The organism is Marinitoga sp. 1138, from assembly GCF_013363265.1.
In the GTDB taxonomy this organism is placed as follows: domain Bacteria; phylum Thermotogota; class Thermotogae; order Petrotogales; family Petrotogaceae; genus Marinitoga; species Marinitoga piezophila.
Window position 1 is genome coordinate 71,011 of sequence record NZ_LBFA01000014.1, and the last position, 15,221, is coordinate 86,231.

At 29.9% G+C, this 15,221-nt stretch carries 14 protein-coding genes; 4 read left to right on the plus strand and 10 right to left on the minus strand.

Going from position 1 to position 15,221, the window contains the following annotated elements:
• Positions 1–3: 3 nt before the first annotated feature.
• Positions 4–879, minus strand: coding sequence for a carbohydrate ABC transporter permease (locus XO11_RS05500; RefSeq protein ID WP_014296590.1), 876 nt, complete (start codon positions 877–879; stop codon positions 4–6).
• Positions 880–944: 65 nt separating this feature from the next.
• Entirely contained in the window at positions 945–2,258 is a 1,314-nt protein-coding gene (locus XO11_RS05505) for an ABC transporter substrate-binding protein (protein ID WP_014296591.1), read from the minus strand.
• 432 nt (positions 2,259–2,690) lie between these two features.
• Between XO11_RS05505 and XO11_RS05510 the strand changes: the two genes are divergently transcribed.
• Positions 2,691–3,284 carry a hypothetical protein gene (locus tag XO11_RS05510; protein WP_175418293.1) on the plus strand — a complete coding sequence of 198 codons (594 nt, stop codon included), beginning with the start codon at positions 2,691–2,693 and terminating at the stop codon, positions 3,282–3,284.
• Between the two features lie 22 nt (positions 3,285–3,306).
• Entirely contained in the window at positions 3,307–3,702 is a 396-nt protein-coding gene (locus XO11_RS05515; protein ID WP_175418294.1) for a hypothetical protein, read from the plus strand.
• Between the two features lie 739 nt (positions 3,703–4,441).
• Here the strand turns inward: XO11_RS05515 and XO11_RS05520 are convergent.
• The 8 genes from XO11_RS05520 to XO11_RS05555 form a co-directional block, all read right to left on the minus strand.
• The gene (locus tag XO11_RS05520) at positions 4,442–5,764 is read right to left on the minus strand and encodes an NYN domain-containing protein (protein ID WP_175418295.1); all 1,323 of its coding nucleotides are present in this window, start codon (positions 5,762–5,764) and stop codon (positions 4,442–4,444) included.
• 25 nt (positions 5,765–5,789) lie between these two features.
• Complete coding sequence (locus XO11_RS05525) at positions 5,790–7,385, minus strand: NAD(P)/FAD-dependent oxidoreductase (RefSeq protein ID WP_175418296.1); 1,596 nt, start codon at positions 7,383–7,385, stop codon at positions 5,790–5,792.
• A gap of 73 nt (positions 7,386–7,458) precedes the next feature.
• Complete coding sequence (locus tag XO11_RS05530; protein WP_175418297.1) at positions 7,459–8,634, minus strand: PLP-dependent cysteine synthase family protein; 1,176 nt, start codon at positions 8,632–8,634, stop codon at positions 7,459–7,461.
• 177 nt (positions 8,635–8,811) lie between these two features.
• A complete protein-coding gene (locus XO11_RS05535; RefSeq protein WP_075780499.1) occupies positions 8,812–9,849 on the minus strand; it encodes a DUF362 domain-containing protein in 1,038 nt (345 codons plus the stop codon).
• Positions 9,850–9,952: 103 nt separating this feature from the next.
• Positions 9,953–10,483: a folate family ECF transporter S component gene (locus XO11_RS05540; protein ID WP_014296597.1), complete on the minus strand. Its 531-nt coding sequence runs from the start codon at positions 10,481–10,483 to the stop codon at positions 9,953–9,955.
• A gap of 70 nt (positions 10,484–10,553) precedes the next feature.
• Positions 10,554–11,030: a hypothetical protein gene (locus XO11_RS05545; protein WP_175418298.1), complete on the minus strand. Its 477-nt coding sequence runs from the start codon at positions 11,028–11,030 to the stop codon at positions 10,554–10,556.
• 1 nt (position 11,031) lies between these two features.
• Positions 11,032–11,679, minus strand: a complete 648-nt coding sequence (locus XO11_RS05550; protein ID WP_014296599.1) for a hypothetical protein — start codon at positions 11,677–11,679, stop codon at positions 11,032–11,034.
• A gap of 1 nt (position 11,680) precedes the next feature.
• Complete coding sequence (locus XO11_RS05555) at positions 11,681–11,917, minus strand: helix-turn-helix transcriptional regulator (protein ID WP_014296600.1); 237 nt, start codon at positions 11,915–11,917, stop codon at positions 11,681–11,683.
• Between the two features lie 162 nt (positions 11,918–12,079).
• On the opposite strand from XO11_RS05555, the gene XO11_RS05560 reads away from it, so the two are divergent.
• Together XO11_RS05560 and XO11_RS05565 are read left to right on the plus strand one after the other, a co-directional pair.
• Positions 12,080–13,171, plus strand: coding sequence for a 4Fe-4S binding protein (locus XO11_RS05560; RefSeq protein ID WP_175418299.1), 1,092 nt, complete (start codon positions 12,080–12,082; stop codon positions 13,169–13,171).
• A gap of 361 nt (positions 13,172–13,532) precedes the next feature.
• A complete protein-coding gene (locus tag XO11_RS05565) occupies positions 13,533–15,218 on the plus strand; it encodes a Na+/H+ antiporter NhaC family protein (RefSeq protein ID WP_014296602.1) in 1,686 nt (561 codons plus the stop codon).
• Positions 15,219–15,221 lie beyond the last annotated feature (3 nt).

Sequence of the window (15,221 nt, forward strand, 5' to 3'; positions counted from 1 at the left end):
ACCTCACTGATAGTGGACGGATTTTTCGACGCCTTTGAAATAGATTACTGTGATAACTCCCATAATAGCAAACATTATAACAGATTGAGCTGCGGCAGAACCATTATTTGTATAGGTAAATGCATCTAAGTATAATTTATATATCAAAGTTGTTGTAGTTCCTGAAGGTCCACCCTTTGTCATAATATCAATAATACCAAATGAAGTAAACATAGTTGTTGTAAAATTCATTATAAACAAATAAAAACTTATAGGTGATAACAATGGAAATTTTATCTTCCACATACGTTGCCAGAGATTTGCACCATCTATCATAGAAGATTCCAACAAAGAATCAGGAATCGATTGTAGTCCAGCTATATAAAAAATCAAATCAAAAGGTAACATCTTCCATATTGTTGCAAGCATTACAGCAATAAATGCATACGGCGTAGTTGTAAGCCAATCTGTATCTATACCAAAAAACTTCATAAATATATAGTTTAAATATCCAACAGTTGGAGTTAATAAAAATGACCATAATATACCAGCAATTGCTGGAGAGATTGCATACGGGGCAAAGATAAATAACCTAAAAAATCGTGTTCCAGGAATATTTTGAACTAATAATTGTGAAATTAAAAATGCTAAAAACATCGTTAAAAAAACAGTGGAAAACGAATAAATCGCAGAAGTCAACAGAGCCTTATAATACGCAGGATCTGTAAATAACTCTGTATAATTTTCCAGACCAACAAAAATACTTCGATTTCCAAAAAAAGATTCCTGATAAAAACTTAATTTAAAAGAATATGTTGCTGGCCAATAAATAAATAAAATAATTATAACAAAGGTTGGTACAAGTAATAAATATGGAGTTAATTTACTTTTCCACGACATATGAAGATTCCTCCTTCTTTAAAAAAAGGGCGGAAAACCGCCCTGGTATAATTATAACTTAAAAATTATTTATAAAGTCTGTTGTATCTCTTCAATTCTAATGTAACCTGTCTTGCGGCATCATTAAGAGCTTGTTCTACAGATTTCTTTCCATTAATTACATTTTCATATTCTGTTTCGATAACTTCTCTTGTTTTTGGGAATACACCCATAACTGCTCCATTTGTATTAACTGTCTGTTTTGATAAGAGTAATTCCATTATAGCTGTTAAGTAATTTGGATGTTCTGAATAGAATCCGCTGAACAATAATTGTTCTATAGCATCTTTTCTAACTGGGAAGTATCCTGTTTCAAGGTGCCATCTAATCTGCTGTGCTGGTTCTGTCATCCATTTTACAAATTCCCAAGCTGCATCAATTTCTTCTTTTGGATGATTCTTAAGAATCCATAATGATCCTCCACCTATAACTGATCCACCCTGTACTGATTCATCTGGTTTTGGTAAGAATGCAGTTCCAACTTCAAAACCATTTTCTTTTGCTGATTCATCAAAGAATTTAACATCTGATGTTGAGTATAATAACATACCAGCTTTTTTAGCTAAGAAAATCTGACTTGCACCATTCCAGTCTTCTCTCTTTGTATTTAATAACAAACCTTCGTCTGTCATCTTTTTGAATAAATTGAATATGTTTTTACCAGCTTGACTATTGAAAACTGCTTGTGTAGGTCTTACTCCTGCTCTACCATTTCCATTATTTACTAATGGAGCATTCTGTACAGCCATTAATTGTTCAAAGAACCATGAATGTGTTGGCCATGTTAAACCGTATCTAATAACCTTACCATTTGCATCTTTCTTCTGTAATTTTCTTGCATATTCTATTAATTCATCATATGTTCTTGGTGGTTTATCAGGATCTAATCCAACTTCCTTGAACATTGTTTTATTATAGAATAAAATAGCTGTTGATGAGTTAAATGGCATTGAATATAATTTTCCATTAACTGTATAGTAATTAGCTACTTGTTCAAGGAAAGCACCTTTATCTATAGTTGGATCCTGTTCTATTAAATCACCAATTGGAATAGCGATTCCACCATCAATCATTGCCTGTGTTCCAATATCGTATATTTGTACAATATGTGGAGCTTTTCCTGCTTTTACAGCTGCAATTGTTTTGTTGAAAGTATCAAGATATGAACCTGTGTATTGTACATTAACCTTGATATCTGGATGAGTTTTCATGAAATCGTTTGCCATGTCCTGTAATAATTCAATTCTCCACCCACTCATAGCATGCCAGAATTCGATAGTAACCTGTGCAAACATAGAAACACTTAAAATAACAACCAATAATACTGCCAGTTTTTTCATATACTTTCCCCCCTTGATAAGATGATTTCTTAATAGAAAATATCATATATACAATAAACGAATAAAAAGAAATATTAAGAAATATTAATTTGTGTTAAAGTTTTTTTACCGTATCTTTATTATACTACTTTTTTTTAAAAGAATCAAATGTTATGTGAAAAAGAAAAAATGAAAATTAATACTGTTTTTCGCACTCTTTGCGTTTTAATGTCCTTTATTATACATGGCCAGTTAAAAAATTCTAAACTTCAATATGAATTATGTTTTTCAAAGTATTTTATTTTTTTGTATCTATTTTTATTGAAATTATTTAATCAGTTGATAAATTAATTCAAATAAAAAATATAGTAAATATTCCATATATATATTGACTTTTCTTTTTTTTTTTATATAATTATATTCGAAAGTTATTGCTAATATTGAGGTGATCTAATGAAACCAAATTTTTATTTCAATAATCTTAAATTAATAAAATTTACATCAAATGGCACAGAGGAATTTTACATAAAAAGAGACACAAACATTAATTTACAAGATAACAATATATACCTTTTAAAATTAAACAATAAATTACTTCCTTTTCCTATAAAAAAACATAAAATAATATTTAGTGATGATTATCCTTTCTGTATTGTTAGTGAAGAATTTAATTTTCCAAAAGTTGATAAATTTATTATTTCAAATAATGAAAAATTAATTCAGACATCTAATTTTTCATTACCTTACGACAATTATTTATTTGTTGCAATAACCTTTGATTCAAAAACTATTACTAACTGCCCTTTACTTATCACTTTAAGAGATAATAATATGAATGTCTATGATTTTAATTCGTATATTATAAATATAAATCAAAAAGATAATTTGCTTGTTATTAAATTTAATTTAAACTCATTAAATCTTCAGCAGAGAAAATATTATGTTGATTTGTTGATCTCAGGTAGAAAGGTTTTTTCCCGTGAAATTTCTATTCTTCTCAATAATATTTACAATTTTAAAACTTCTTGTGTAAAAAATTACAGATGAGATTTCACATGGAGGTGATATTATGAGAAGTGGTCCTATCGGAGTTCAGGCCATTACTGCTGATGATGGTACAGGAAGATACTGGTACGATGGCAACATTGATAAATTAAATGAAAAAAACAAAGTAATTGATGATATTTTAAAAAGAAGAGCGGAGAAAATAGAACAAACTATAGATACGATAAATAAAAGGGCACAATATGTTGCTGGAAAAGCTTTAACTGCAGCAGAAGGTGCATCTGTAGGTGGATTAGTTGGTGCTGTAGCTTATGTTGGTATTGATATTGCTACAGATGTAATAAAGCATTACACTCCTGATCAATATGATGGCTGGATTGATTTAGGAATAAGGGCTGCTAAGGGAACTTATGACGTAAAAAATATAAAAAATCTCTTTAAACTTTTTAGGAGGCATTGATTAATATGACGGAAATCTTTTTTAAAAAAGAAAATTTTATTTTTTCCTCTATCTTGCTTTTTAATTTAATTGAAAGTATAATAAGTATAAACAAAATAAATATATATATTACATTTTTCTATTTTATTTTTTTTCTTTTTTTAAAAAAAGATTTAAATCTTCATTCTAAATTAGAAAAATCAACTATAATATTATTCCTTTCGATAATTTCTGGATATCTTTTCAGCTATTTATTATACACAACCTTTTTTTCAAATATAGAAAATATACTATTTGGTAAATTTTCAGCTGTAATTTTATTATTGATATTCACAGGAAATTTTTTTAAATTTTATAATAAAAAAAATGTGTATTCAATAATCTATATTATAAGTATTTTCACTATAGCCATTGGTTATAACTTTATTTCCTTTCATCTTTCATTGAATCAAAAAATTTTATCTCTTTTTATTTTTATACTTTCAGATTTTATTAGTTTTTACTTAATTGAACATTATATTAATTCAGAAAAAAAAGAGGATTCAATTTTTATTGCTATCATTGCACTTAAAATTTATTTCTTCAGAAATATTTTATTTTATAGTAATATATCAATTGAAGAATCTTTATTTATTAAACCTATAGTTCTTGCTGCTATATATTTATTCTTACAATATTTCATTAAAAAAAATTATATCTTAAGCTTTATTTTTATTACAATTTCATATATTTTTATATTCTAAATTGAAAGCTGTGACTTTCATTTATTTATATTTTTATAATATTTATAATATGGTTTTATATAAAATACCTCCTGCAAATCCATTAGATGTTCTATTATCTCATTTAATCTTTTGGTATTTTCTGTATTGTATATGTACTTTGAAGCTATTGGAAGATTTTTTTCATGAATATCTTCCTCTTTTAATATGCTTTTTAAATAGAAAGCTTCAACAGCTGTTTTAAAATCTTCATAATCAGCATTTAGATACACAGGTGTTTTCATACTTACATAGTCACTTCCATCTTTACCAAGAAATTTACCGGAAAACTTTAATGCTATACCAAATGAACCAACTACTTTATTGGTAAGATTTAATTCCTTTTTTGCAGTATGTATAGCTTCAATTATAGAATTTGCTTTTCCAGCTTTAAACAAGTTATACACAAATTCAACAAACTTATCCCTGTGCTCAGGATAAGGAAGTATCTTTTCATGTTTTATTTCCCATCTTCTTGGAATAGGAACTATTATATATCCACGAGAATTCTTCCATAATCTCTTTTCCTCTATCATTTTTTGAATTAATTCCTTTAATGAATATTTTGAATTTTTGGTAATCCACGGATTCTTTTCCTGTGCTTTTTTTACAAGATCATCCAATCTCAATGGCATAACACTGGTAGCAAGAAAGCGTTCTATATATCGCATATAATTTTCTTCATATTCACTATATTCGCCATTATTAGAATAAAATTCATCACGAACCTTTTTTATTAAATTATCAACAAAATCGCTAAAAGATAAAAATCCAAAATCCCTATAATCGATCTTCATACCGGTTACTATTCTTTTTATAATATGCTCATTTACATCTTCATAATTATGTTCTTCAATAATCCTTATAACCTCTTCAACAATATCTTCAATAGAATCCTTATCCTCAATCTTTTCAGATTTTACTATATCCTCATAAGGAATAAACATATCTGCAGATAATTCCATTTCTTTTGAAGTATTTTTACTTCTACTTACAACAATAACCTCTTTTCCATATATTCGAAGTTTTTTTACAAGTGGAACAAAATCAGCATCTCCCGTTACCAGAACAAACATATCAATATGAGGCAAAGAAAACATTGTTTCAATTGCATCTATTGCAAGTTTTATATCATTGCCTTTTTTATTTTCAAAACCGTCTTCTGGCATTTCTATTAATTCAATACCATGTCTTGAAAATGAAAACATTGTTGCGGGATATTTTGACCAATGTGCATAAGCCTTTCCCCCAACAATTTTCCCCAATTCCTTTATTTTTTCAATAATCAACTCCGGATCAACCGGTTGATTTTGATAGTCCATAAAAATAAATATGCTTTTGATATTATCACCATCCCTTTTTATATCTTTTTATAATACTTTCTGCAACTCGAATGCCATCTACTGCAGAAGATGTAATTCCTCCTGCATATCCGGCACCTTCTCCTATAGGATATAACCCTTCAGTTGAAATACTTTCATAATTTTCATTTCTTTCAATTCTTACAGGAGATGAACTTCTTGTTTCAACACCTGTCAACAATGAATCATATGAAGAAAACCCTCTTAGTTTTTTTCCCATTGCTAAAATACCTTCTTTTAAAGCGTCGGTAATATATTCTGGATATATGTTATTAATATCATAAAATATCGTTCCCGGCTTATATGAAGGCTTAACTGCTTTAAATTTTACAGATTTTTTGTTTCTTAAAAAATCACCAAATAATTGAACAGGTGCATAATAAGATTTAGAAATGGCATATGCTTTTTTTTCAAAATTCCTTTGAAATTCAACACCTGCTAATGGATGATTTGAAGGATAATCTGAAGGTTCGACACTTACTAATATAGCACTGTTAGAATTGACATTATCTCTTGCAAATTCACTCATTCCATTTGTAACAACCATATTCTCTTCTGAAGCCGATGCAACAACATATCCTCCCGGACACATACAAAAAGTATAGACAGCTCTTCCATTTTTCGCCCTATGAGAAAGCTTATAATCTGCAGCCTTTAATCTCGGATGATTATAAAATTTACCATACTGACTTTTATCAATCAATTCCTTTAAATGTTCAATCCTTACACCAATAGAAAATGGTTTTTGTTTGATTGTTATTCCTTTGTTGAATAACAATTCAAAAGTATCTCTTGCACTGTGACCAATTGCTAAAATTATTACATCAGAATATATTTTTTCATTACCGTTTACAACAACACCTTTTACCTTTCCATTTTTGATAATAATATCGGTAACCTTGCTTTCAAATAAAACACTCCCACCAAGAGAAATTATTTTTTTTCTTATATTCTTCACAGCTATTTCCAGTTTATCAGTACCAATATGCGGTTTGTTGACATATACTATCTCTTCTGGAGCACCGGCCTTTACAAATTCTTCAAGCATCTTCCTAATTCTATTATTCTTATCCTTTATAAGCGTATTTAACTTGCCATCAGAAAATGTTCCAGCTCCACCTTCACCAAATTGAACATTACTTTCTATATTTAAAACACCCTTTTTCCAGAAAAGATTTACGTCTTTTTTTCTTTCTTCAACCGCCTTTCCTCTTTCCAATATTATAGGCTCAAACCCTGCTTCGGCAAGTATTAATCCAGCAAATAACCCGGAAGGTCCGGAGCCTATTATTATCGGTCTCGTAGTCAAAAGTTCCTCTCCCTGAGCTGGTAATATATACTCTTTCTCTGGAGATATCATAACAAGGGAATTATTTTTTAATTTATCTTCATCTTCCACTTTAAAATCCACATTATACACAAAATAAATCATATCATTCTTTTTACGCGCATCAATAGAGCGTTTTATAATTCTAACTTCTTGAATTTCTTTTGATGAAATATTCAACTTTTTTGCAATTTCTTTTTTTATATCTTCATCTTGATGATCAATAGATAATTTTATATTATTTATTCTCAACATAATTTTTTAATCTCCTTCTATAATCTTCAAATGTATTATATCATAAAATAAAACGACCTTTGCAGGCCGCTTATTATATCTTGCACTCATCAAATAACTTTCTCAAAATTATTTCATCATTAACTTCCAAGTTATTATCTTTCATCCATTCATCATTAAAAAATTTTGTTAAATAGCTTCTTCCACTATCAGGAAAAATTACAACAGCTTTTTTATTCTTTATATTATTTTCTTTTAAATACTTTATCATTCCAAATAATGCTGCCCCAGAAGAGCCACCGACCAATATCCCTTCTCTTTTTGATAAAAATCTCGCCATTGAAAATGCTTCCTGATCATTAATCACAACTATATCATCTATAATGTCTAAATTTATGGTTTTTGGGATAATATTTTTTCCTATTCCTTCAACTAAATATGGATGAGAATGTTTCAATGCTTCCTCAACTGTAAGACCAGCTTTTACGTGATGATATATTGACCCCTCTGGATCTACTCCTATTAATTTTATATACTTTCTTTCTTTAAAATATTTACCAATTCCAGAAATTGTTCCGCCTGTACCCAATCCAGCAAAAATATAGTCAAGCTCTCCATTAAATTGTTTCCATAATTCTGGTGCAGTTGTTCTATAATGAGCTTTTGGATTATTTTTATTAAAATATTGATTGGGGATAAACGCATAATTGTTTGGATCTACAGCCTTTTCAAAAATCTTTTTTAATTCTTTTTCATTATTTTGATTTATTAAAATCTGGATATAGCTTACTATTCCTTCTATTTCTGATTTTGATAAAGGCTTTCTCTTTTCCCAGATTATATTTCTAATAATTTCAGCGATTTTATATTGCGACATTACAGAAAATGGGGAAACATTACCTGGGACTCTTATTATATATGCTCCATATGCTCTTAGCAATAATTCCTTTTCCATGCTTATTTTTTGGGGCATTATGAATATTACAGAATTTCCTTTTTTTACAGCATATAAAGCTAGCCCTATTCCTGTATTTCCAGATGTTGGTTCAATAATAACTGTATCAGTTGTTATTAAATTTTCTTTTTCAGCCATTTGAAGCATATATGCTCCAACTCTATCCTTTATGCTACCTCCAGGATTAAAATACTCCACTTTTGCATATAATTCATTTTTTACATTAAAATACTCTTCTATATTCTTCAAACGAATAACAGGTGTTTCACCCATTAATTCCAATATTTCATTGTATATTTCCTTATTCTTTTTCATATAATCACCTCTTGTGAATATTTTCTTTTTTATATTGGCAATATTTTTTCCTTAGTATATCAAATTGGATTAAAAATGTCAATATTATTTTTTTATGTTTATACAATATTTACATTTTGTTTTACCTAACATATATTATAAAAAATAGCCAGCATAAGCTGGCTAAGACTAAAAATCTTAAAATATTTTTCTAACTAATTTTATTGCATCTTGAGGACACACTTCGTGGCAAACATAACATCTTATACACTTTGAATAATCTATATACTTATCGTTATCAATATTTATAGCCTCAGCAGGGCATCTGCTTTCACAAATTTTACATTCAACACATTTATCTTTATTGATTTTTGGAACTCTTTCAAAAACTCTTGTTATATTGGTTACAGTTTCAAAAATAGGTGTTGTAAGAGGAAGTTTTATTCCTGGCGCATTCCAATTAGATATAAGGTTATAGTCAGGTATTAATTTTCTTCTTGCAGCTTCTTTTATAATATAAACATATTTTTCTTTTATCCCTAATGATTTTATAATCGCATGATCAAGTGCATAAGCATTTTCTGAAATGCCTATCACATTAAATTTCTTCTTTTTACCATTTGCCGGTCCGTTACCTTCCATTCCTTCTATACCATCTATTATATTTAATGTAGGATTAACTATATTATGTATATCTATTAAAACATTGGCAAAATTGGTATTTGTTTTTGCCCTGAAATGCCATGCAGACTTTTCCTTGCCAACAATACAGCCAAATGTATTTTTTACTGCTAATGTCATTATCATTTGAACGTGTGTCTTTAATTTAGCAATATTTACTATTTTATCTGCCTCTAAAACCTTTCTCGAAACCTTAAATCCCCTGAAATTTTCTCCATCTACCTCCACAGGATCATCTAATTCTACAATAGGAATATCAAGTTCTTTACAAATTTCGTAGACGCCATTAGCTTTTGCAACAGATATTGCATTTCCTGTAGCAGGGCTATCACCAACAAAAGGCTTTGTTCCAAGAGATAATAAAAACTTTAAAACAATTTCTACAATTTTCGGATTAGTTGTAATACCGCTTCCAACATGATTAGGAGACAACATATTTGGTTTAACAAGAACTCTGTCATTCTTTGAAAATAAGTCTTTATATTTTTCCAACAATGGAAGCAAAACTTCTTCAGCATTTGTATAATCGGTACATTGCTTTAAATAGACATCCATAAGCCTTTTCTCCTTTTTTTAATATATAAATATTATATTATATCATATTCTTAATAACAAAATCCCCGGAGTTAAATTGACAACTCCGGGGATTGGATTTATTTTATATACTTGGATGTGTTAATTTTTCAAGTTGAGGTATTCGTTTATACAAAATTACCATAATTGCTGGATATAAGAAAAACTTAATTGAAAGCGAAACTATTCTTGGAGGCATCAAAACTCCATATGGAACACCAAAAAGAGTATGTATAAAATACGGTGTTAATGTAACTCCAACCAAAGCGCCTGCTAAATATGAAAATGCAAAACTCCAGAAATTTGTTTCTTTCTTAAATACATACCAGAACACAAGACCAGGCAATAACCCATGCAATCCAGAAGTAAGAGTGAAATGTGGCATAAATGGTCCCATTGGGTTTATCCAATATCCAAAGAAATCAGCCAGAGCCCCTACCATAAAACCATACCATGGTCCAAGAATCAATGCTGAGAGGAATATTGGCAATGTTCCAAACCCAATTCTGATACTTTCAACACCAAATAGACTGAATCTAAAGGATAATAATCTTGTTAAAATAATACTTAAAACAATGAATAAAGCGCTTAAAATCATTTTTTTGGTTTTTGTCACTTTATTCCCTCCCAAAATTAAATTTCAGAGTGATTATATCAAAATTTGAAACTTTTTTCAATACTTTTCTCTAAAATTCATATTCACTTTTAATAAAAGGCACCGGTATAATTCCCATTCCTTTTTCCCATGCACGTTTTCCAGCACTTAAAGGAAGTATAAATTCACCATACACACCCAGATTAAATGATTGATTATTAATTGGAATTTTATACTTTATTCCTCCTCCCATTAAATACAACTGTTCAAAATAATATGGAACAACCACTAATGCTTTTAAATTAGCCTCAATAGTAAAATTATATGGCAAAGAATATCCTGCTTCTATTGTAGGAGCAAAAATATAATCTAATTGTTCAGGATTTTTTTCATCTGGACCAAAAATAAATCCCAGAGTTGCACCAACATTATATGATTCATTATTATAACTAACCCCAACAAATGGCAATATCGCCCCGGATAACTCTATTCCCAACGAGTAAGAAAAACTTCCTGCAAATATTACAAGATTGAAGACCAAAAAGGTTATTAATAACATTCTTTTCATTTTAATCACCCTCCTTTCTTAATGATTGAAGAGATAAAAACAATAAAGGAATACCAATAAATGAATAAACGACTATTTTCATATCATTAATACTTCCTCTGATGAAATAATAGCTTACAACAACAAATGCAACAAAAAACATAAAACTTCCTATTTTTCTGTATCGAGTTGCTACAAACGTTGAAATTATTAAGTAAATCCATGGCATCGCCTCTATTAACCCCGCAAATGAAAATCCTTCAGATAAAATAGTAAAAATCAGCAACAACAAACTCAATGAATACCCAACACGTTTAATTACAGTTTCTCTTTCAAAAATATATCCTGCATATAGCATACTCTTCAGAACCAATGGAAACGCCATATAAAAAAGCAGCACATTATAAACGGAAAGCATTTTTATATTAAAAGAATAAAGAATTATTGAAAATACAACTGTTGAATACAAAACTACATTTGAAATTTTAAACCGCAAATATCTTTCCATTTCGTCAATTTCTTTCGAAAAAATATCCTTGTATATTTCAATAACAACAGCTAAAATTAAAAATAAACCATAAACTCTATTTTCACCAGTAGCTAAAAGAACAGCATATATAAATAAAAGCTCAAAAAGATAAAAATATTTGTTAAAGAATAAACTCTTCATATTATTCACTCCCCTTTGAAATTGAAATTACTTCCTTCAATTCATCTTCTTCCAGGAAAAAAATGTCTTCAACAGAGCATTCAAACACCTTTGAAAGTTTTAATGCGAGTACAACTGAAGGCGTATATTTACCTTTTTCTATATAATTAATTGTCTGTCTTGACACTCCTACAAGATTTGCAAGTTTTTCCTGACTTAAATCATACATTGCTCTATAAACCTTTAATTTATTTTTCATATAATCCCTCCCATTATTATTGTATAATATTTTTGATATAATGTCAAGTATACTTGACATCATATATGATAAAAAGATAAATTTTGTGCAACCATACTATAAAGATATGGTTAAATTTATGATATAATAATGATAGTCTACAATACTCAAGGGGGGGAAGTTATGGATTTAAGTACAGAATTTACCGGAATAAAACTTAAAAATCCTTTAATGCCAGCTTCAGGACCTTTAGTTGGCGATGATGAAAAGATGTTATATCTTGCAAGACTTGGTGTTGGCGGAATGGTTACGAAAACGATTTCAACAAAAGCTGCAGAAGTTCCAAGACCCTGTATTTATGGAACAAACAATTATATTGTTAATGCAGAACTATGGTCAGAATTACCACCAGAAAAATGGATAAATGAAATCCTGCCAAATCTAAAAAAAGAATTGGATTTACCTTTAATAGTAAGTGCAGGATACACCAAAGAAGATATGGAAGTATTAATACCTCAACTCGATAAATTTGCAGATGCATTTGAAATTTCAACACATTATGTTGGAAAGAATCTTGATACAATAGCTGAAACTGTGAGAACCATAAGAAAACATACAGATAAACCTATATTTATGAAAATGAGCCCACATATTCCTGATCCTGTAGAATTTGCAAAAATGGTTCTTAAAAATGGCGGAACAGGTGTGGTAGCAATAAATTCATTAGGTCCCACAATGCTTATTGATTTGAAAAACAGAACAAATTTAATAGGTAATGATAAAGGACAGGTATGGATTTCAGGACCGGTAATTAAAAATCTTGGCCTTGCCCTGGTAAATACAATAAAAGAAGCAGTTCCTGAAATTACTGTTATTGGTGTTGGCGGTGTGGCTTCAGCAGATGATGTATTGGAATACTTATTAGCAGGTGCTGATGCTGTTCAAATGCTATCTGCAGCATTAATCAGAGGAAAACAATTATATAAAACCATAGTTGATCAGCTTCCAAAAGCACTTGAAAAGTATGGTTTTTCTTCTATTGAAGAAGTTAAAAAAGTTGGATTAAAAAAGAAAGAGGTTGTTTTTGAACCAAAATATCCACAAATTGACCTTAACAAATGTACTTTCTGTAAATTATGTGAAATGGTATGTCCATATTGGGCAATTACTGTTGATAAAGAGAATAAACAGGTGATAGTTGATGAAAGCAAATGTTTTGGTTGTAGCCTGTGTCAGAGCAGATGTCCTGTAAAAGCAATTAGTGGTGTAATATAATTTAAAGTCAAAAAATGGCAAGAATTTTTTATTCTTGCCATTTTTATTGATTATATAAGTAACAATTGAGTAACAATTCACTAAAAATAACTTATAAAGAAATATTTCACTTTATTAGACTTGTTTCTAGAATTAGCTAATAAACCGAAAGATGATTCACCATAATATTAATATTATTAAAAATAGCAGTAAATCAAGGAATGCAAGCATTTATTACTTAGCAGAAAAAATAAAATACAATTATAGTCAAATATCTTTCATTTATTAATAATAATAATGTGTAATATAGATTAAAGAATTTTGACAATAATGTCTAAAATGTGTTATAATAATTAAAAATCTATTAAGGGGAGGTAGAGTTATGAGGAAAAGACGGTTGGTAGCGTTATTTATCATGGCAGCATTTATAATGTTAGCTACCATGGCCTTTGCAGCAGGGGGAGATGCAGAAGCTGTAAATTATGGTTTCTGGTCAATTATTCCACCTCTATTAGCCATTGTTTTGGCATTTGTGACAAAAGAAGTTATTTTATCATTATTGTTGGGAGTATTTTCGGGAGCTCTTATTAGTGTTTTTGCAACATCTAACTCAGGATTCTTTATGAAACTCATAGAAAGTTATACAAAAACATTTGAGTATCCTGTAAATGCATTAGCAGACAGCTGGCATGCAGGTATTATTGTATTTACACTTACAATTGGTGGTATGGTTGGCGTTATAGCAAAAATGGGCGGAACAAGAGCTATAGCAAATGCACTTGCTAAAAAAGCTCAAACAGCAAGAAGTGCACAGCTTGCAACAGCATTAATGGGTGTTGTAGTATTCTTTGATGATTATGCAAATACATTGATAGTTGGACCTACAATGAGACCTTTAACAGATAAATTAAGAGTTTCAAGGGAAAAATTATCATATATTGTTGACTCAACAGCAGCACCAGTAGCAACAATGGCTGCAATATCAACATGGATAGGTTATGAATTGGGATTAATAGGAGACGCATTTAAATCATTAGGCGTAGAAGTTAATCCATATTCAGTATTCTTCCAATCAATTCCTTACAGAATGTATGGTATATTTGCTCTTGTAATGGTATTCATGGTTGGTGCAATGATGAGAGATTTTGGACCAATGTATGAAGCAGAAAAAAGAGCAAGATTAACAGGAAAAGTATTGGCAGACGGAGCAGAACCAATGCTTTCAACAGATTTTGAAAAAGATCTTGAAAGCAAAAACATTCCTTTAAGAGTTTCCAATGCTTTAGTACCTATTTTAACACTTGTTATTTTTGCATTTATCGGATTATGGTATTCAGGTGGAGGATTAGAACAACCATTTACATGGGATGGAATAAGGGATGCATTTGGTAATGCTGACGCATCAGCTGCATTAATCTGGGCTTCTGCATTAGCAAGTATCGTTGCAGTAGTAATGGCTATTTCTCAAAATATAATGACATTAAAAGAAGCTTTAGAAGCATGGGTAGAAGGAGCAAAATCATTGGTAATAACAACAATAATCCTTATACTCGCATGGTCAATTGGATCAATAGCTTCTGACTTAGGAACAGCTGAATACTTAGTTCAGGTAATTTCAAGCTCATTACCATCATGGACAATTCCAGTATTGGTATTTGTAATTTCTGCAATAGTTGCATTTGCAACAGGAACATCTTGGGGAACAATGGCTATTATGTTACCTTTAGCAGTACCTCTTGCAGCAGCATATACAGGCGGAGAACCTTCAACATTAGTATATGCAACACTTGGTGCTGTATTAACAGGTTCAACATTCGGAGACCATTGTTCACCAATATCAGATACAACAATCATGTCATCAATGGCATCATCAGCTGACCATATAGATCACGTTAAAACACAGTTACCATATGCATTAACAGCAGCAGGTCTTGCAGCAGTAGTTGGATACATACCAGTTGGACTTGGAATGCCTGTATGGCTTTCATTAATCCTTGGTGTTGCCGGTATCTGGGCTATCCTTAAATTCTACGGTAAGAGTACAGATCCTAAAGACCTTAAAGCTTAATAA

Excerpts from the sequence above, each read along its gene's own strand:
- XO11_RS05500 (WP_014296590.1), bottom strand. The coding sequence starts at position 879 with ATGTCGTGGAAAAGTAAATTAACTCCATATTTATTACTTGTACCAACC.
- XO11_RS05505 (WP_014296591.1), bottom strand. The coding sequence starts at position 2,258 with ATGAAAAAACTGGCAGTATTATTGGTTGTTATTTTAAGTGTTTCTATG.
- XO11_RS05510 (WP_175418293.1), top strand. The coding sequence starts at position 2,691 with ATGAAACCAAATTTTTATTTCAATAATCTTAAATTAATAAAATTTACA.
- XO11_RS05515 (WP_175418294.1), top strand. The coding sequence starts at position 3,307 with ATGAGAAGTGGTCCTATCGGAGTTCAGGCCATTACTGCTGATGATGGT.
- XO11_RS05520 (WP_175418295.1), bottom strand. The coding sequence starts at position 5,764 with ATGGACTATCAAAATCAACCGGTTGATCCGGAGTTGATTATTGAAAAA.
- XO11_RS05525 (WP_175418296.1), bottom strand. The coding sequence starts at position 7,385 with ATGTTGAGAATAAATAATATAAAATTATCTATTGATCATCAAGATGAA.
- XO11_RS05530 (WP_175418297.1), bottom strand. The coding sequence starts at position 8,634 with ATGAAAAAGAATAAGGAAATATACAATGAAATATTGGAATTAATGGGT.
- XO11_RS05535 (WP_075780499.1), bottom strand. The coding sequence starts at position 9,849 with ATGGATGTCTATTTAAAGCAATGTACCGATTATACAAATGCTGAAGAA.
- XO11_RS05545 (WP_175418298.1), bottom strand. The coding sequence starts at position 11,030 with ATGAAAAGAATGTTATTAATAACCTTTTTGGTCTTCAATCTTGTAATA.
- XO11_RS05550 (WP_014296599.1), bottom strand. The coding sequence starts at position 11,679 with ATGAAGAGTTTATTCTTTAACAAATATTTTTATCTTTTTGAGCTTTTA.
- XO11_RS05555 (WP_014296600.1), bottom strand. The coding sequence starts at position 11,917 with ATGAAAAATAAATTAAAGGTTTATAGAGCAATGTATGATTTAAGTCAG.
- XO11_RS05560 (WP_175418299.1), top strand. The coding sequence starts at position 12,080 with ATGGATTTAAGTACAGAATTTACCGGAATAAAACTTAAAAATCCTTTA.
- XO11_RS05565 (WP_014296602.1), top strand. The coding sequence starts at position 13,533 with ATGAGGAAAAGACGGTTGGTAGCGTTATTTATCATGGCAGCATTTATA.